Genomic DNA, 17730 nt, shown 5'->3' on the forward strand with positions numbered 1-17730 from the left:
CCAGGCGAGAGCCAGAACGATCGGTGGAGATCGCCGGTCAGCGGGCGACTTCCCGGTTCGTCAGGACGAGCAGGGCCCGCACCAGCGCGGTCGCCCACCTCGGGTCGGTGCGGACCTTGCCGAGCACGCGCCAGTTCTTCAGGTGCGCGAAGCCGTGCTCGACCGGGGCCCGGACCGCGGCCAGCGCCTTGTTAGACAGCTTCTGGCCCCTGGTCAGGGGCCGGTTGCGGGCCGCCTTGTAGCCGGTGATCACCGCCGGGTCCGCGTCCGGGCCGCTGTCGTCGAGGCCGACGAAGCCCAGGTCGGCGATCGCGCCGAGGCCGGCCGCGCGCAGGTGGGCGGTCAGTTTGTCGTGGCGGAAGGCGGTGATCTCCGAGGTGCGTCCGGGCCGGACCGCGCTCACCCAGACCAGTCGGCCCTTGTCGTCGGTGAGCGCGATCACGAGCAGGCCGTGGCACTTGTGCTTGCCGGAGTAGTTCTTCCGGTTCTCGGTCCCGGTGCGGCGGTGGGTGCGGATCAGGGAGCCGTCCAGCAGGACCACCCCGCCACCCGATCGTGCGATCTTCTTCAGCGCGCGGTCCAGGCGCGGGGCGCGGGCGGTCAGCAGCCCGACGACTTCCCGCACCCACCGGGACACCGTGGTGCGGTGCACCCCGTTCCCGCCGGCCAGGTCGCCGGGCCGTTGGTCACATCGCAGCACCGCCAGCACGATGGCGGCGATCTTCCCCGCGGACAGGGCCCGCCACCGCGATCCGATCTTCTTCAGGTGGCCGCGTATCAGGCAGCTGAGCCAGTTCAAGGTGGCGCTCGACAGCGGCAGGCGAGCGGTGTAGACAAGACCGTCGGGCCCCCGGCGAGGCTGTTGCTTTTCTTCACAGCAAACTCAACTGCCGCCGAGGGCCCTCCAGTTACGCCACTGCGGCTGCCGGGCAGGCGCGGCTACAGGCGCGCGGTGAATTTCCCGTCGCCGCGCTTGTGCAGCCAGCCGCGGTCCGCGAGCTTGACCAGCTTTGCCCGCAGCGGCTCCAGCTTCCCGCGCACCTCCACCTGAAGGCCCAGCTCTTCGCCCACCGCCCGCACCTGCACCGGACCGCCGGCGGCCCGTACGATCGCCAGGATCCGGCCGTAGTCCCCGGGAAGCGCGGCCTCGTCAACACTGTCGCCGCGGTGCGGGACCAGCAGCACCGCCCGCCCGCCGACCTGCGCCGACGCTGGTGCGACGGCAGCCCGTTCCCCGGCGATCTGCTCGCTCATCCGCGCCAGAACCCGCTCGGCGACTGCGAGTTCGTCCCGCTCGGCCCGCACCTGGTCCAGTTGCTTGACCAGCTGTTCTTCCAGACTGTCCAGTTCCGCGCGGTGCGCGGCGATCCGTTCCAGTACCTCGGGGTCCACCATGCCCGGGAGCGTAAGAGCCCCCGGGCCGGAACGGACCAGAACCCGCGAAGTCCTCCCTGCCCAATGATCTACACGGCAGACTGCCGCGCACGACCAGCACGAGCACCGGGGCACGGAATCACACCAGGCCCGTGACCTGCCACTTTACGATGCACACCACTCATTGTAGGCGCGACGGGCGCTGCCTTTGGCAATCCCCTGGCCAATCAGGTAGTCGAACAGGCGGCCATGGAACAGGTCATGGCTCACTATCGTGGCTTGGGCTTCACGGTCACCGACGTGTCAGCCCATAAATGTGGCTGGGATGTCACCTGCACGGCGCTCGACCATGGTGAACTGCACGTCGAGGTCAAGGGGATCTCCGGTCCGCAGGCGGCGTTCTTGTTGACGGCCAACGAGTACAGAACGGCAGCTGCCGATTCCTGCTGGCGCTTGGCTGCTGTGACCGATGTACTCGGCAGTCGACCGACGATCACCGTGCTGACAGGAGCCGAGGTTGTGACGGGTAGCCGGCCGATCGTGTACGAGTACCGCCCACACGTAGGTGATTGACGACTCGCGGGGGGTTGCGTCCAGGGAAGTGGTGTACGGGTTCGACCTGATCCGGGGGTTTGCTCCGGCGTCGGGATGATGCCCGCATAGATGAACGGCCACCGGCTGATCTTCGAGGTGTCGAAGCCCGAAGGAGATCAGCACGATGACCGCACCCGACAGTCTGCCCCTGCACGCTCTCACGGAGGACAACCTCGCCGCGGCGAGTCCCGATCTGCTGCGCGCGATGGTCAAGACATTCGCCGACGCCCTCATGTCCGCCGAGGCCGACGCCCTCTGCAACGCCGAATACGGGCAGGTCAGCGACGAAAGGGTCAACCACCGCAACGGATATCGCCCGCGCGAGTGGGACACCCGCGTCGGCACCGTCGAACTCGCCATCCCCAAGCTCAGGTCGGGCAGTTACTTTCCGCACTGGCTACTGGAACGACGACGTCGGGCCGAGCAGGCCTTGGTCTCGGTGGTTGCCACTGCCTACCTGCTCGGTGTCTCAACCCGCCGGGTCGAGAAGCTCGCCGAGTCCCTCGGGGTCACGCAGCTGTCGAAGTCCCAGGTGTCCGCGATGGCCAAGCACCTGGACGAGCAGGTCGCCGCCTTCCGCAACCGGCCACTGGACGCCGGGCCCTATACGTTCGTCTGGGTCGACGCGCTGACCCAGAAAGTCCGCGAAGGTGGCCGCATCGTCAACGTCCACGCCCTGGTCGCGGTCGGCGTCAACGCAGACGGGCACCGCGAGATCCTCGGCATCGATGTCGCCACCGCCGAGGACGGCGCCGGCTGGCTCGCCTTCCTGCGCTCGTTGACCGCCCGTGGACTGTCCGGCGTTCAGTTGGTCATCTCCGACGCCCATACGGGCCTGGTGAACGCGATCGGCGCGGTTCTTCCCGGCACCTCCTGGCAGCGATGCCGCACGCATTACGCCCGGAATCTGCTGAGCCAGGTCCCGAAGTCCGCCCAGCCGTGGGTGGCCACTCTGCTGCGGACCGTCTTCGAACAGCCCGACACCGAGTTCAAGCCCAGATGCGTCACGTGCTCGACGCACTGGAAGCCAAGTTCCCCAAAGCGGCAGTCCACTTGGACACCGCCCAGCACGATCTGCTGGCATTCACCGCGTTCCCGCGTGAGATCTGGCGGCAGATCTGGTCGAACAATCCGCAGGAACGGCTCAACAAGGAGATCCGCCGCCGCACCGACGTGGTCGGCATCTTCCCCGACCGCACCGCCCTGATCCGCCTGGTCGGCGCGGTCCTGTCCGAACAGAAACGGCTTCTCCAAGGGCTGGCGGTCCGAGCTGGAGCGGGCGGACGTCTTCCACGTCATGGCCACCACCCGGCACGACACCGTGGTCACCCGCTGGGCGATCGACCATCCCGTCCACGACCTGTTCAACGGCCTTGCCCGGCAGAAATGGAAGCGCCGTTCCTGCGGCAACGGGGCCCACGGCCTGCGGATCTACGAGTGGGCCCGCGTCGAGGTGCGGCCCTGGCACCGGCCCGACCGCCGCCACTGGGTCATCGCCCGCCGCAGCGTCGCCCGCCCCACGGAGATCTCCTACTACATCGCCTACTGCCCCGCCGAGACCACGCTGGACGACCTGATCCGTATCGCGGGCAGCAGGTGGGCCATCGAGGAATGCTTCCAGAGCGCGAAACAGGAGTGCGGCCTGGACGACTACCAGGTCCGCCGCTACCCCGGCTGGCACCGCCACATGACCCTGGCCATGGCTGCCCACGCCTGCCTGACCGTCCTGCGCGCCCGCGAGCTCGATGCCGGGAAAGCAGAAACGGATCCTCCCAGCTCATCCACCTCAGCCTCGCCGAGATACGACGGCTGATCACCCGCCTCACCGACCGCCGGCCCCCACCCGTCGAGCACATCCTGCACTGGTCGACCTGGCGCCGACGACGACAACACCAGGCCCGCACCAGCCACTACAAGCGGCGCGGACACAGCCCCTGAACTGGCCATCAGTCACGGCAAGCAGGGACTGTAAGACGTTCGGTGTAACTCCCGATCATGGAAGATGCATCGATGACCAGTGAGAACGTGTCCGGATCCGAGACTGTCGAGCCCGTGGAGGCTGTGCAGGCAAAGGCTGTGGACGACCAGTTGATCGACGAGCTGGTGGGCCGAGCCCAGGCCGAGGGTCTGCAGCTGACCGGTGAGGGCGGGCTGCTCCAGCAGCTGACCAAGCGGCTGCTGGAGTCCGCCCTGGAAGGCGAGATCACCGACCACCTCGGCTATGACAAGCACGACCCGGCCGGCAAGAACGGTGGCAACTCCCGCAACGGCAAACGCTCCAAGACCGTCCTGACCGATGTCGGACCGGTGGAGATAATCGTGCCCCGCGACCGCGACGGCTCCTTCGAACCAAAGATCGTCAAGAAGCGGCAGAAGCGCCTGACCGGCGTCGACGAGATGGTCATCTCGCTGGCCGCGAAGGGCCTGACCACCGGCGAGGTGCAGGCGCACCTGGCCGAGGTCTATGGCGCCGAGGTCTCCCGGCAGACCATCTCCACCATCACCGACAAGGTGCTGGAGGGCATGGCCGAATGGCAAAGCCGTCCCCTCGACGCCGTCTATCCGGTGGTCTTCATCGACGCCATCCACGTGAAGATCCGCGACGGTGCGGTGGCCAACCGGCCCATCTACGTGGCTCTGGCCGTGACCACCGAGGGCCGGCGGGAGATCTTGGGGCTGTGGGCCGGTGACGGCGGCGAGGGCGCCAAGCACTGGCTGCACATCCTCACCGAGATCAAGAACCGCGGCGTGAGCGATGTGCTGATGCTGGTCTGCGACGGGCTCAAGGGCCTGCCCGAGGCGGTGGAGACGGTCTGGCCGCGGACGATCGTGCAGACCTGCGTGGTGCACCTGCTGCGGAACTCCTTCCGCTACGCAGCCCGCCAGGACTGGGACAAGATCGCCAAACTTTTGAAGCCCGTCTACACGGCGCCGACCGAGGAGGCCGCCCTGGACGGGTTCGCCGAGTTCGCCGACGCCTGGGGCAGGAAATACCCGGCGATCGTGAAGCTGTGGGAGAACGCCTGGGAGGAGTTCACCCCGTTCCTGCGGTTCGACACCGAGATCCGCCGCATCGTCTGCACGACGAACGCGATCGAGTCGGTCAACGCCCGTATCCGCCGGGCGGTCAAGGCCCGCGGGCACTTCCCGAACGAGCAGGCCGCGTTGAAGTGCGTCTACATGGCGATCATGTCGCTCGACCCCACGGATAAGGGCCAGACCCGTTGGACCATGCGCTGGAAGACCGCGCTGAACGCCTTCGACATCACCTTCGACGGCCGCCTCTCCGCAGCCCGTCAGTAACCGTCAACCCCGATTACACCGCTCGTTTGACAGACCCGGCAAGCACCGTTGCAGTACTAGGGTCCGTCTTCAAACGGATCTTGCCCAGAGCAGGAATGACGCGAGACTGACCGCTGCTTCGTAAGAGGTGGCGGTCTTTTCCTATCTGGTCGCGATCCCGCGGAAGCCCTTGAGGCGGTTGAAGCAGCGCTCGATGACGTTGCGCTGGCGGTAGGTCTCTCGGTCGAACCCTGGTGGTCTGCCGCCGCGGAAGCCGCGTCTCAGCCGATGCCGTCGCTGGTCGGCCTTCTCTGGGATGGTGTGCACGATGCCGCGTTTTCGCAGGTAGGCACGGAAGCCGCGGGAGCTGTAAGCCTTGTCTGCGACGACCTGGTCGGGCCTGCAGCGCGGTCGGCCCAGGCTGGTGCGGGGAACTCGGATTCGTTCCAGAAGGGGTTGTGCACAAACACTGTCGTGGCGTTGGCCGGGCGTCAGCAGGATCGCGAGCGGGCGGCCTTTGCCGTCGCAGGCGAGATGGATCTTGGTGGTCAGTCCGCCTCGGGATCGGCCGAGGGCGTGATCGTCCGGTTCGTCCGGCCGCTGCTGCCCCCTTTTCGGCCGGTCGCGCCGGCGTGCTGGTGGGCGCGGACGATGGTGGAGTCGATCTGTACCAGCCAGTCGATGTCACCGGCCGCATCGGCCTTGGCCTGGATCTGCTGCAGAGCTCGGGTGAACACACCGGCCAGGGCGTAACGACGGAAGCGGGTGTACACCGTCTTCCAGGGACCGTAGCGTTCGGGCAGGTCACGCCAGGAGATCCCGGTGCGGATCTTGTAGACCATCCCGTTGATGACCTGCCGGTCCTCCACCCGCGGCCGGCTCGTTACAGCCCGCGGTATCAGCCGAGCGAGTAACTCCCACTCTGACGGTGAGTTCATGGCGACGTATCACCCCGCCATGATCCACCATCCGATGATCTTTGAAGACGGACCCTAGATCCAGGCTGCCCTTTCGTTGCTGAAGGTGTGCACCGTGTGGTGCGGCGGTTGGGGTAGTTGGAGTGCTTCGCTGATGCCGGAGACGAAGTGGTCTGTGCGGATGAACTCCATGAGCAGCTGGTAGATGGCGTTGCCGTGGACGATCATGCCGTGGCGCGGTCCAGCGATGCGTAGCACGTCGGTGCTGGTGTCGAATGTGCCGTTCTGGTGGGGAAGAAGGATCTGGGCGTGCAGGTTTCGACGCTGGAAGCGCTCGGCGAGGCCGTCGGCGAGCGCGAAGGTCTGGATGATCAGGTAGTCGCAGATCAGGGCCGCCCGGTGGCGGGCAGGCAGGGGATAGATGCCCCAGGGGGCCGTTGCCGGGTCGCGGGCACTGGTGTCGGCGCTGGTGGCCTGGAGGCGGTGAAGGCCACGCTCACCCCCCTGATGCTGGTCCAGGAGTCTGTCGCGTCGGCTGATATAGGCGGCCCATTTCGCCTCGGGGTGGCCGTCACGCGCTGCGGTGAGCAGGTGCAAAACGCCGATGACGCGGTCGCTGATGCGAGCAGCGGCCCAGCCGTCGTTCTCTGCTCGCTCCAGGAGCGGACGCAGGTCGCGGACGTGCGTGCGCAGCTGTGTCGGTGATCGCCATAACTGGATGGCCTCGGTCCCAGGCAACGGTTGCGACCCATCGATGGCGGCCAGGAGCTGTTGCGCCTGCTTGAGCTGCCGGCGTGCCTTCGCCGTCGCGCTGGGTGCGGTACTTGACTTCACCTCCTGGAGCATGCGACTGCCATCGGGCCGGAGCTCGGTCACGTCCAGGACGCGCAGCACGGAGGTGAGGTCGTGCAGGAGAGCGAAGTTCCCCGCTCTGTCTTTGATCTCGACGACCTTGCCCAGCTCGTAGTCCAGGCCCTCCTTGCCGACGAACGGGCCCGGCGAGGTGTTGCGCGAGAGGGCGACGATCGCGCGCCGGTCGTAGTTGTAGACCCGCCAGGCCAGTGCGTCCCCGACGGCCCGCAATTGACGGATGACGCGCTCGGCGACCTGTCGCTCCAGCCGCCAGTGCTCCTCCTGGCTGCTGTCGGACGGGCAGCTCAGCTGCCATGGAGGAACGAAAGCAGCAGCCTCAGCACTGTGGGCGCCGGGCCAGTCAGGCGCCTTGAAGCGCTGCACCCGACGCAGCGCACGCCCGATGCTCTGAGCGGCCAACTGAGCGCGATAGGAAAAACGAAAGAGGTGCGCCTGGACGTCATACAGGCCATCGACGCTGTTCCCGGCCGCGTCATACCGTTCCAACAGCCAGGTGACGTTCGACAGATTCGCGCGGTGCTCGGGGTGCAGGAAGACACCGTTGAGTTCCGACTCGTCGAGTCCGCTGAGTCCGCCATCCCAGGCCATTCATCCTGCCTCTCCCCGCGCGCGATGTTCCGCCTAGTGTCCATCACCTGCAGCGATGGACACTGCTGGGGGCGAGCGCGGCCACCGTCCCGATGAGCGTTCTCTCGCCCGGCCCCGGCGCAGCCGGTTCGGGACACCATGCCTCTTCGCCAGGTGCCCCTGCGCCCGTGCACCGTCCGTTGCCGCTCGTGTCCGAGGAGCAGCCACCGGGCCGGCCCCAAGGACACCGCCGTTGCGGCCGGTCCCCGTGCCGTTTCCCGGCATCCTCGCCTCGGCGTGCTGCGCGTGCCGACCTGTGCCGGCGGGCGGTTAACACGGAACCCGGTAGTTGGCAGTGCCCGAGTGTGTCTTTAGACCTGCAAGGACAGCACCTCACTACAGATGCTGTCGGCATCACGGACGCGGAGCTTGCGCTGCGGTGTCAGTGCCGCGCCGTAGGGTTTCGTGCATGGCCCGTTCCTGGACGCGACTGCATGAACACCTCGGGGCTGCGCCCGGCCCACTCACCTTCGACATGGTCAAGGAGGCCGCCGAGGCAAACCTCGCCGAGTCCGACGATCTGGACTGGAAGGAGCAGCTGCCGCAGCCGCCGCGGGACGGCCGGTGGAACGAGCTGGCCAAGGACGTCGCTGCGATGGCCAACACCCGCGGCGGGCTGCTCATATACGGCGTCACGGACCAGGACACGAAGCCGGTCGGCATCGCCCTCGACGAGGTCAACGAGCAGCAGTACCGGCAGTGGATCCGCAACCACGTCCAGCCCTACCTGCCCGACATCGCCATCGACGTGCTGTCCTCGGACGACGGCGCCATGAGCTTCCTGGTCATCGACGTGCCCGCCAGTCCGATGGCCCCGCACCACGTGTACGGCACCGCGGCCAAGGACAAGGACCAGCAGGCCGCGGTCGTCCCCTACCGCGACCGCGACCACACCGCCTGGATGGCCGAGCACCAGATCGAACGCGCCTACCGTGACCGCTTCGCCCGCGCCCAGCACGTCCAGGAGGAAACCGACCGGCTCGTCGCCCACGCCCTGGAGAACGCCCTGGCCGATGAGGCCGAGCCGTCGGCCTGGTTCATCACCGTCGCCCGGCCCGACCGGCCGCTGCCGCGTACTGCCCCGCGTCTGAGCCGGGAGATGGCTGGCTACGTCAGCACTACGGCGAACACCCGATCCCAGGCCCTGACGCGCAACCGTCACGTCGTCGGCCCGCTGCGCGCTCTGGAGAGCGTGTCCAGCCCTCGCCCTGGACTGCGCCGTTGGGTCTTCAGCACCCTATACCCGAGGCTGGGCCGACCGGTCTACGCGGAGCTGCATCACGACGGCAGCACGGTCCTGGCCGCCAACCTGTCCTGGAAAGCCCTGAGGGACCCGGCCGGTCTCGAGACGACGGGCATCCTGGTCGACGCGGACGTCGTCGGCGCCGCCTGCCGCGACGTCCTCGCTCTCGCCCATGACGTCGCCCGTCAGCTCGGCGTGGACAGCTCCGTGTCGGTGACGGCGGTCATCGCCACTGCCGAACCGGCGCCCCTGATGCCCGTCGTCACCGAACACAGCAGCTTCAGGAGCATTCCCGACCAGGCCCGTCGGCCCCGCCGCATCCAGCCGGTGACTGCCCTGATGACCCCTGTCGACGAGGACGATGTCCTGCGCGCGAGCGCCCAGGAGCTCTTCACCGACCTGATGCACCAGTTCGGCATCACAGTCGACCTGTAGCCTGCGGGTCCGAGCGGCCGCGGACGGCCATCGGCGTGTGGTGCCTTCGCGCGGCCAGACCAGCGGATGATGAGCAGGCGGGTTCCGCGTCGATACCCGAGCCGACGCGGGACCTGCTGGCGGGACCTGTCCCCTCATCGCCGACCCGGTGATCCGCGAGCAGGCGCAGGCCGCCCCCAGCACTCCGGCCCGCTCCAGGCCCCGCCCTGTCGCTGCCGCCGCCGCTAGAGGACCCAGGCCGAAACGGAGCCTGCGCGGTGGTTCCCAGCGCCCCAGAGTGAGGCCGTGCCTCAGACCACGGTCCGACCGTTGCGCCGCGCCGGGCAGTCACGCAGCAGCTTCCGAATCTGCTCGGAGCGGTCGACCCCCGGTCCGAGTTCGTGCATACGGCGCTGCAGCAGCGCCCTCGTCGCGTCGTCCAGCTGCTCGCAGTGCCCCCTGAACACCTCGCGCAGTGCCTTCAGCGCCCAGTACTCGTTGAACGGCTTGTCCTCGGTTACCGCTGCCTCGGCGAGCGCGGGTCCCCACACCGGATCCGGGTTGGCGTACAGGTAAGCGGCGGCGGCCAGCCGCAACCCGCGGTCACCGCTGTGGAGATGTCGATCGACGTCGAAATCTCGGGCGCCCCGGAGCAGCCGGACCATCTCGTCCACCAGGTCGGTCATCGCCTGCGTCCGAGCACGTCCGCTGGACATGGTCCACCGGATCTCGTTGTACCGCGCCGCCAGCCGATCGACGGGGTCACTCGGCGGCTCGGCGGGCCTACCGGTGGGCTGCGCCCTGCTGAGCGCCTCTCTCACCCCGTCGGCCAGGTCCTCGGCGGTCTCCTGGTGTCTCGCGTCGCTCTGCCTCGCCTCTCGGATGGCGTCCTGCGCTGTGCTTCGGGCCTCTTCCACCTGCCTCTTCAGAGTGATTCCGAATCCGGAGACCTCGGAGAAGAAGACACCCAGGAGCACTAGGATCACGAGACCGGTGACGACCATGGGCGGATCTGTCATCTGGGGATGACGGCACACCCTGACGACTGTGCCGTTCGATGCCAACTGCTGGTCGCACACCTCGGCCGTGAAGAACAGGACGACGGCCGCACTCGCGGCGAGGACCACCAACGAAGCCGCCATCCACTGAGATGGGCGGACCGCTTTCCAGCTCGCTCGTCGATGGGCCGTCGAGCCGTCATCAACTCCAGTCGCGGTCATCCCCCACCCTTCGGCGCCTGCCGGCACAGGCCGCCATGCTGGCCTGCCCAACGGCCGCCTGGCAAGCGGGGCTTGTTGCCCTATACGTCAGCTGGTACGGGCTGACCGTCCCGCCGACGGACCGCCCTCGCCCGGGCACGGCACGATCCGTCGTGACCAACAGCTCGGGGACGACTTCCGAAGTGCCTCCCGAACTGTTGTAGGAACGCTGCCTGTTGTAGGAACGCTGCTGCTCGACGTCCGTAGAGCCACGACGCGCCTAGCTCCCTGCCTGTTGTCAGCTAATTTCAGGCGGCTGATCCGTCCCGGGCCGTAGGCTCACGGGCGAGGGCCGGTGGATTACGCGGATGCGTGGACCACGCTCGGGGATGAGGGGGAATCAGCGGGGTGGAGGAGCGGGAGCGTGGGCTGCTGGGGGTGTACGGCCGGTGGCGCAAGGAGGAGTCGGACGAGGATCCTGCGCAGCTACTCATCGATATTGTCGCGACGCTGCTGGTCCAGTCCGTGTCGTTGGACTCCATACAGACCTATGAGCTCGGCGACGTACCTGCGTTGGCCTACGAGTTCGAGGGGCGGGACTACCTCCTTCTCCTGGCGGGGCACGAAGAGTCGTCTTCTTGGCTTTCGGCGATCGTCATGGCCGAGAGCCGCGTGGTCCGCGGCGAACAGTGGGCAGTGCTGTACTGGCCGGGCGATCAGGCGGACGACGAGCTCGTACGCCAGGCAGCCGGGCTGGGGGGAGCCGTCCTTGACCGGACCCATCTGGATGCGGCTGCGGCTGGGGTGTGTGCACTGACCGAGCTGGTCCGCCGCGCCGTGCACCGGCAGGAGCTCTACCTGCCGCTGGCCGAACTGCTTGGCGTGGGGAAGGCGGCGCCGACGCCCGAGGCGATGGTTGTGCCGGCACGCCTGACGTCTCCTGTGCCCGTGGAGATGCGAACGTGGGCTGGGGCGACGGCGGAGGTGCTGCTGATCGGACCGGCGCGCCCTGACCGGCCCACAGGGCTGACGTGCCTGCCCCAAGGCCGTGTCCTCATCACCCACGCTGACGGGCTGCTCGAGGTCGATACGGCCAGCGGCCAGGCCCACTGGCACCTCGTGCTGCCCGGCTGTCGTGGCGCTGCGTTGGTGTGCCGGGATGGCGGTGTCCTGGTACTGTGCGGCTCCTCCCTCATCCGCTGGCATGAAGGCCGTCTTCACGCCGTCGCCGGAGACTTCGACGACGGCTCCGTGCTGCTGGCCGGACCGGACGGTGAGCCGTGGGTACTGTCGGGCTCCGGTGCCACGTTCGGTGTCGGTGAAGGCAACCTTGCGCTGGTGCGCGCCGGGGACACGGTCGGGGACCAGATGCCCTATCCGATCCATTTCCCTGCGGCAGTGCGCTCGGCGGTCTGGCTGGAGCGACGCCGGTTCTTCCTCGCCGCCTCGGGGCACAGCACGGTCATGGACCTGGCCCGCACCACGGACGCGGGCCAGCGCGCGGACTGGATCCGCACCCCCGTGCACTTCCCGGCCCATGTGCTGCGCGCCGACGCGACCAGCGTCCTGAGCGCCTCACCCGACGGCACCGGCATCGGGATCGCCGTGCACCGCACCGACGTCGTCAGCCGTACGAGCGAACCCATGGTCCAAACCCGGCTCGGTGAACTCTTCGGCTTCGCCCAGGACCCCGACAGCGGCCCTGCCTACCTGCTGGCCTCGCTGCCCTCCAACGACCACACGCAGATCCGCCCCGTTCTGCTGCGGATCACCGGACACCGCCCCGCTGCTCCCCGCTCGGCACCCGCACCGACGGCGTACCGCTATGACGTGGTGAGCCAGATGGCGCGCGGCGAGCGCGGAGACTACGCGCTGGAGTCCCGCCCCCTGGCCCCGCCCGGGGGACAGGCCGAGGTGTTCCCAGCCACGCACAAGCCGTCGGGGACGGTTGTGGCCTTCAAGCGCCGCTCGGGCTGGCGGGAACGGGGCCAGCGGCGCATGCGCCGTGAGGTAGAGATCGCCCAACGGCTCGGCGACAACCCGCACGTCATGCCGGTCCTCGACTTCCACCCCGGCTACGCGTGGTTCGTCATGCCGAAGGCCGACGCCACCGTAGAGGACAAGCGGACCGAACTGCGGGACCCGGACAAGCTGCAGTCCTTGGTTGAGGCCGTTGCCGCAGGCCTGGGCGACGCGCACCGCCACGACTGGATCCACCGGGACATCAAACCCGCCAACGTCCTGCTCCTCGAGGGCCGCTGGGTGGTCGCGGACTGGGGCATCGTGCGCCGCCCCCGCGGGCAGACCAGCACCGCCGGCCTCCTGACCACGACCGCCATCGGCACCGAGGGGTTCGCCGCGCCGGAGCAGTTCCTCGACGGTCACGACGTGACCCCCGCCAGCGACATCTACAGCCTCGGGCAGCTCATCGGCTGGATTCTCACCGGGATCTGGCCGCAAGCCAATGTGCCCCTCCTTCCCGATCCGGGCCCGTGGTACGGCGTTGTACGCCAGGCCACCCAGCTCGAGCCCGCCCGCCGACCCCAGGACATGGCCGCCTTCCTCGACCTGGTCGAACGCGAGACAGGGGCCGGCAATGAACTGCCCATCGTGCGCGCCCAGCGTCTGCTGGAGGACGCCGAGCAGAGCGACACGGCTGCGGCCGCCCAACTGCTCGCTCTTGCCGCCGATCAGCCCGGCTCCTCCGAGCTGTACCTGGACGTGATCACCAGACTGAACGTGCCGACCGTGAGAAAGGCGCTGCTCGACAACCCCGCCCAGACCACCGCCGTGGCCCAGGCCCTGACTCTGCATGCCGCTGCCCACGACTGGCCCAGCCGAGAGGAGGCCGACCGGGCCGTGTGGTGGCTACTCGATGTCGCCCGCCTCGCAGCGCGCGAAAAACAGTGGGCGCTCCTCGACACGGCCGTTCAGGGCATGTGTGACTGGGACGGCCGCTTCGACCGGTGGAAACCACGAGACGACATCAAGGACTGGATGCGCGAGCTCACCGGGCATGCCGCGAGCATCGTCGCCTCCGCGCTCCGAGCCCAGCCGGACGGAGCCCGCTTCCTTTATGAACTTGCTGATGACCGCCGGGTCGACCAGGCGATCCGAAGCGCTGTCTACAGACCCTGAGCGGCCTGTGCAGAGGCATTGATCAATCACGCCACGTGTGAGTGGATGATGACGCGGGGGATCGCTTCTCCGACGCGATTCGGCTGCTGCTATTCATCGCAGCAGTAGCCGACCCGTTGAACGAAGCAGAACAGCAGGCGGCACCCACGGATGCGGTGGCCGTGCTGCGCGCTGAGGGCAAGGCTGGCGGCGCGGATCAAGAAGGACGCCGCCGACCCGTGAGCCGGAGACCACTCCTGGCAGCTCACGAAACGGATCCGGCAGCGCCCATGCTCACGACGCCGGGCACGCCCGATGATCATCCGCCGTCCGCCCCGGTGCGGCGCGTCTACCGGCGCATGCACGTACAGATTGCGTCATGCGTGCGTACGGATTGCGTACATAGTCCGCCCCCCACCGCCGTCGGCTATGTCCAGCGCATGCCGATGGCGGAGAGCTGCTCGATGCGTTCCGGGGACAGTGTGGCGGCTCGCGAGCGTTGGTTGCTGATCCATGCCCCGAGCCGGAGCTGTCGCTCTTCCTGGTCCTGGCCGCTGCCTCCCTTCCCGTCGCCGAGGATGATGGTCTCGATGTGCTTGCGCGGTACGCGCAGGTGTCCCTCACGCTGGTAGAACTGCTTGGCGGCCGCGTAGTTCAGCGCCCATTTGTCGGCCTGCGTACGGCGTGGCTTGGGCTTCTCGTCCTCGCCAACGGGCTCGATCCCGAGGATGTGTTCGCACATCCACTGCTGGACGCCTGTGAGGTTGTCCCAGCCGAGCCGGACTGAGCGCACCCACCGGCCCAGGTCCTCGCCCTGGTGCACGACGATGCCCGGCGACGTGGGCAGCGTGCCGCCGGCCTCCAGGTGCAGCCGGACCAGGTGGAAGGCGCGCTGCCATTCCACGGGCCAGGCCGGGCACCACGAGGGGTCGATCTCTTCCAGCTGCTCGCGCCGCTCCTGTGACAGCGCTCCGGCCGCCGACTCCACCGGCAGGCCCTCGGCACGCCGCTGCTCGATGGCGGCGGACTTCCGGGCGGCGGCCCGCGCGTTCTTCAGCCAGATGCCCACCCGGTACCCCTGGTAGGTGGCGTCCAACGGCGCCAGGAGGTGGCCCGCCTTAGCCGCCCACCCACGCGCCGCTGCGAGGCCCTCTTCCCATGCGACGTCGAAGTGGGACCACACCATGCCCAGCTTCTCCAGCTGCTGGACGCGGCCGGCGTCCATGTCCCCGCGGGCGTAGACGCGGCGGGCGTCGGCGATCCATTGTCCAAGGGGGAAGCCTGCGAGCGCGGCCGGCCACCCCTCGGCTTCCGCCGCCTGGTCGTCGCGGCCGGGGACGCGGTACGTGAATGGGACCTTGAGGTCGTCGTGGAGCCGGGTGTAGATGGCGGCGGCCTCGATGCCGCGCCGCCAGTGGGCGTGTTCGGGGTTGAGGACCCGCAGGTTGATGAACGCCGCCAGCTGCGCGGGGTCACGCGGTGTGGAGAACTTCAGCAGTTGCCGGGCCGGCGCCGACGGCCCACCAGCCCCTTCCTCTTCCCCCTCGCCTCGGCCCTCGTGGCCCCCGCTACGGCTCTGTACGCCCCTGACACGGCTTTGCGCCTGCTGTTGAGCCAGTGCCTCCACCACGCGGGCGTCGTGTGCCCTGAGTGCTTCCAGGAGCTTCGCCAGTCCGCCGAATGCCCGGGAGGTGAGCATGTTGTCCGCCGTCTCGCCCGGCCCCAGGAGGACCGGCACCACGAGGGATGCGACCTTGCCCTCGCCGGGCTGCATCCGCAGCGCACGGCCCACGGCCTGGACGAGGTCGGGCATGGACCCGCGGACGTCCGCGAAGTACACGGAGTCACATCGGGACGTATCAACGCCTTCTCCGAGGACCTTCACGGACCCGAGGTAGCTCTTCTCTACGACGATGCCGTCGGTGGTGATCCCGTCGGCGAACTCGTCCAGGATGCGGCGGCGGTGGCCTGGCTTGTGCTCGCCGCACAGCCAGTTGGCCCGGATCGTCTTCGGGTACAGCTCAGGGTCCGCGTCGTGCAGCCGCTTCGCGACGTCCGGGAGGACGGCCGCGAACGCCTCGGCCTCCTTCACGACGTGGTGGAAGACGAGCGTGCGCCGGAAGTTCTCCTCTGAAGATGCTTTCACCAGCGCGGTCTGGAGAGCAGCGAGCCGGGCCCCGCGGACCTCGTCCGAGTGGCCCTCAGCGCCCAGGAGCTGGGCGGCCTGCAGCTGGGTGTCGTTGATGTCCACGCACACCACCTGGTACGGCGCGCAGATCCCCCGGTCGATCGCCTCCGACAGCGTCAGCGTGTAGCAGCGCGACCCGAACGGCCCGTCCGGGTCGTCTTCCATGCTCGCGACCAGCTCGCCCGGCGCGCCCTGCTCGGCGTCCTCGTCCAGCTGCCACAGCCGGGGCGTGGCCGTCATGTACAGGCGGCGCAAGGCGGGGATGCGGGTGTTGTCGTGAACGACCGCCCACGGCTTACCCAGCCGACCCGACGTCCGGTGCGCCTCATCGACCACGATCAAGTCCCAGCCCGGAAGGCCGGCGGCGTGTGCGTGCTCCAGCGTGCCCAGCCCGAGCGAGGCGTACGTGGCGAACACCGTGACCTTGTCGAACGGCCGCACCCAGGCGACCAGTTCCTCCACGTCCGTGGTGTTGGGGAAGGACGCCTCCTCGCCCCGCAGCGAGGACACCCCGACCATCGGGCCTGTGCGGCCTCCCTCGCGCCACGCGGCTTCGGTCTGGGCAAGCAGATCCAGGGAGGGAACGAGCACCAGCACGCGCCTCGCACGGAGCTCTTCAGCGCTGCGGGTGGCCACGAGCGTCTTGCCGGTTCCGGTCGCCATGATCACCTGAGTTCTGAGTCCCCGCTCGGGCACAATAGATCTTGCAGGCAATTCGAGCGACCGAAGCACCGCGTCCACGGCTTCTCGCTGGTGGGGGCGGAGTTCCTTCGCTGCCATTCCGATCTACCTTCTCTTGTCAGAGTCGAGTGGAAGCCACCCGCGGTGGGAGCCGGAAAACCTGCGCGCAGACGGCTTGTTGCCCGCCATGGTGAGGTCCCGTGACCACACAGCAGTGCCCGCCTGACCGAGACCAAGGAAGAGCAGAATACGGCCCATCCGCTCTCACCCGTGCCGTCCTCTGATTCCAGATTCTATCTGCATCAAACTTTGAAGCAAGGAGGATGAAAGATTATCTGAGCAGGAAGCATGCCTGGAGTCCGCTGCCTTCCTCACCCCCCACCACGGCGCTGCTGTAGCACATCTCATTCACACTCCGCGGATTCACCCAGATGATTGACCGCACGGTCCCAACCCCGAATCACGCAGACAGGAGGAGCGACATGCGAAGTGAGTCGCCGGATGGCGAGGCGGACCTCCTGCACGCGGTGGAGCAGGCGATGAGGATCCGCATGATGTGGGAGGAGGTTTGTTCGACTCACTGGGGGCGCCCCTTTGACGAGGTGAAAGATGCGCTGACAGCAGCTGCTCACCGATGGGGGGTGCCCATCGACGCCACTCTCGCCAACAGGGTGGCCCTTGACATTCACGCTGCGTCCTGGGAGTGACCTGGGGCCCCAAGCCACCGCCATCCTGTCCCTGCGGCGTCTCGCAGTTCCCGTGACGGGCCGGCCCGCGCATCATGCCGCCTCGCACAAGGCGGCAAGTACCCGCCACGCCCACGTCTGAGGACCTATCAGAGGCGCCGCCCATGTCTGCGGGGGCGGTGGCCGGGCATACGGGTTTCACTTCCTATGAGAGGGGCTTGTCATGCTCGGCATAGTCGCGGCAGTGCTGTTCTTCATTGCGTTCCTCATCAACGCGGCCGAGATCAGCACCAATCACACGTTCTCGTCAGTCAACGTCATGCTCCTGGGGCTGACCGCTCTGGCTTTGCACGTTGCGGGAATCGGTAGCACTTGGTCCCGTAGACGCTGACCCGGCGTCAAGCCCCAGAAATCCGCAGAGGCCAGCCGGAGAGACAGCCACAACCCGCCCCTGCTGCTGCCCGGGGCCGGCAGGCCCCGTTCGGGTTCCGCGCGAAGCGTGGAACCCGTGGTGAGGGTGGCGCGAAGCGCAGCC

Annotated in this window: 10 protein-coding genes and 3 pseudogenes; 7 read left to right on the forward strand and 6 right to left on the reverse strand. The window is 68.1% G+C overall.

Translation table 11 applies throughout. The features are described from left to right. Window positions 1-37: 37 nt before the first annotated feature. On the reverse strand, window positions 38-799 hold the full coding sequence (locus tag AB0L59_RS35920; protein WP_365590888.1) for a transposase family protein: 762 nt from the start codon (window positions 797-799) through the stop codon (window positions 38-40). Window positions 800-939: 140 nt separating this feature from the next. Continuing rightward, the gene (locus AB0L59_RS35925; RefSeq protein WP_365590890.1) at window positions 940-1395 is read right to left on the reverse strand and encodes a hypothetical protein; all 456 of its coding nucleotides are present in this window, start codon (window positions 1393-1395) and stop codon (window positions 940-942) included. Between the two features lie 198 nt (window positions 1396-1593). Between AB0L59_RS35925 and AB0L59_RS35930 the strand changes: the two genes are divergently transcribed. The 4 genes and pseudogenes from AB0L59_RS35930 to AB0L59_RS35945 all read left to right on the forward strand — a co-directional run bounded on the left by AB0L59_RS35930 (window position 1594) and on the right by AB0L59_RS35945 (window position 5271). Beyond that, complete coding sequence (locus AB0L59_RS35930; protein ID WP_365590914.1) at window positions 1594-1947, forward strand: DUF3883 domain-containing protein; 354 nt, start codon at window positions 1594-1596, stop codon at window positions 1945-1947. 145 nt (window positions 1948-2092) lie between these two features. Beyond that, window positions 2093-3207: pseudogene (locus AB0L59_RS35935) on the forward strand (IS256 family transposase); the annotation flags it as partial. Between the two features lie 4 nt (window positions 3208-3211). Next, window positions 3212-3781: pseudogene (locus AB0L59_RS35940) on the forward strand (IS701 family transposase); the annotation flags it as partial. A gap of 197 nt (window positions 3782-3978) precedes the next feature. Beyond that, window positions 3979-5271 (forward strand): IS256 family transposase, encoded by a 1293-nt coding sequence (locus AB0L59_RS35945; RefSeq protein ID WP_365590891.1) that lies wholly within the window; start codon window positions 3979-3981, stop codon window positions 5269-5271. 144 nt (window positions 5272-5415) lie between these two features. Here the strand turns inward: AB0L59_RS35945 and AB0L59_RS35950 are convergent. Together AB0L59_RS35950 and AB0L59_RS35955 are read right to left on the reverse strand one after the other, a co-directional pair. Continuing rightward, window positions 5416-6219, reverse strand: a pseudogene (locus AB0L59_RS35950) (IS5 family transposase); the annotation flags it as partial. A 23-nt stretch (window positions 6220-6242) separates the two neighbouring features. Further along, entirely contained in the window at window positions 6243-7628 is a 1386-nt protein-coding gene (locus AB0L59_RS35955; protein ID WP_365590893.1) for a hypothetical protein, read from the reverse strand. A gap of 448 nt (window positions 7629-8076) precedes the next feature. On the opposite strand from AB0L59_RS35955, the gene AB0L59_RS35960 reads away from it, so the two are divergent. Then, entirely contained in the window at window positions 8077-9345 is a 1269-nt protein-coding gene (locus AB0L59_RS35960) for an ATP-binding protein (RefSeq protein WP_365590895.1), read from the forward strand. Between the two features lie 290 nt (window positions 9346-9635). Here AB0L59_RS35960 and AB0L59_RS35965 read toward each other — a convergent pair whose 3' ends face one another. Then, on the reverse strand, window positions 9636-10466 hold the full coding sequence (locus AB0L59_RS35965) for a hypothetical protein (RefSeq protein ID WP_365590897.1): 831 nt from the start codon (window positions 10464-10466) through the stop codon (window positions 9636-9638). A 465-nt stretch (window positions 10467-10931) separates the two neighbouring features. Between AB0L59_RS35965 and AB0L59_RS35970 the strand changes: the two genes are divergently transcribed. Further along, window positions 10932-13661, forward strand: coding sequence for a serine/threonine-protein kinase (locus AB0L59_RS35970; RefSeq protein WP_365590898.1), 2730 nt, complete (start codon window positions 10932-10934; stop codon window positions 13659-13661). Between the two features lie 406 nt (window positions 13662-14067). Here the strand turns inward: AB0L59_RS35970 and AB0L59_RS35975 are convergent, their stop codons facing one another. Further along, window positions 14068-16608, reverse strand: a complete 2541-nt coding sequence (locus AB0L59_RS35975) for a Helicase associated domain protein (protein ID WP_365590899.1) — start codon at window positions 16606-16608, stop codon at window positions 14068-14070. A gap of 810 nt (window positions 16609-17418) precedes the next feature. On the opposite strand from AB0L59_RS35975, the gene AB0L59_RS35980 reads away from it, so the two are divergent. Further along, on the forward strand, window positions 17419-17586 hold the full coding sequence (locus AB0L59_RS35980; protein ID WP_165939570.1) for a hypothetical protein: 168 nt from the start codon (window positions 17419-17421) through the stop codon (window positions 17584-17586). The last annotated feature ends 144 nt before the right edge of the window (window positions 17587-17730 follow it).

The organism is Streptomyces sp. NPDC052109 (assembly GCF_040680195.1).
GTDB lineage: Bacteria > Actinomycetota > Actinomycetes > Streptomycetales > Streptomycetaceae > Streptomyces.

Excerpts from the sequence above, each read along its gene's own strand:
- AB0L59_RS35925 (WP_365590890.1), bottom strand. The coding sequence starts at position 1,395 with ATGGTGGACCCCGAGGTACTGGAACGGATCGCCGCGCACCGCGCGGAA.
- AB0L59_RS35945 (WP_365590891.1), top strand. The coding sequence starts at position 3,979 with ATGACCAGTGAGAACGTGTCCGGATCCGAGACTGTCGAGCCCGTGGAG.
- AB0L59_RS35955 (WP_365590893.1), bottom strand. The coding sequence starts at position 7,628 with ATGGCCTGGGATGGCGGACTCAGCGGACTCGACGAGTCGGAACTCAAC.
- AB0L59_RS35960 (WP_365590895.1), top strand. The coding sequence starts at position 8,077 with ATGGCCCGTTCCTGGACGCGACTGCATGAACACCTCGGGGCTGCGCCC.
- AB0L59_RS35965 (WP_365590897.1), bottom strand. The coding sequence starts at position 10,466 with ATGGCGGCTTCGTTGGTGGTCCTCGCCGCGAGTGCGGCCGTCGTCCTG.
- AB0L59_RS35975 (WP_365590899.1), bottom strand. The coding sequence starts at position 16,608 with ATGGCAGCGAAGGAACTCCGCCCCCACCAGCGAGAAGCCGTGGACGCG.
- AB0L59_RS35980 (WP_165939570.1), top strand. The coding sequence starts at position 17,419 with ATGCTCGGCATAGTCGCGGCAGTGCTGTTCTTCATTGCGTTCCTCATC.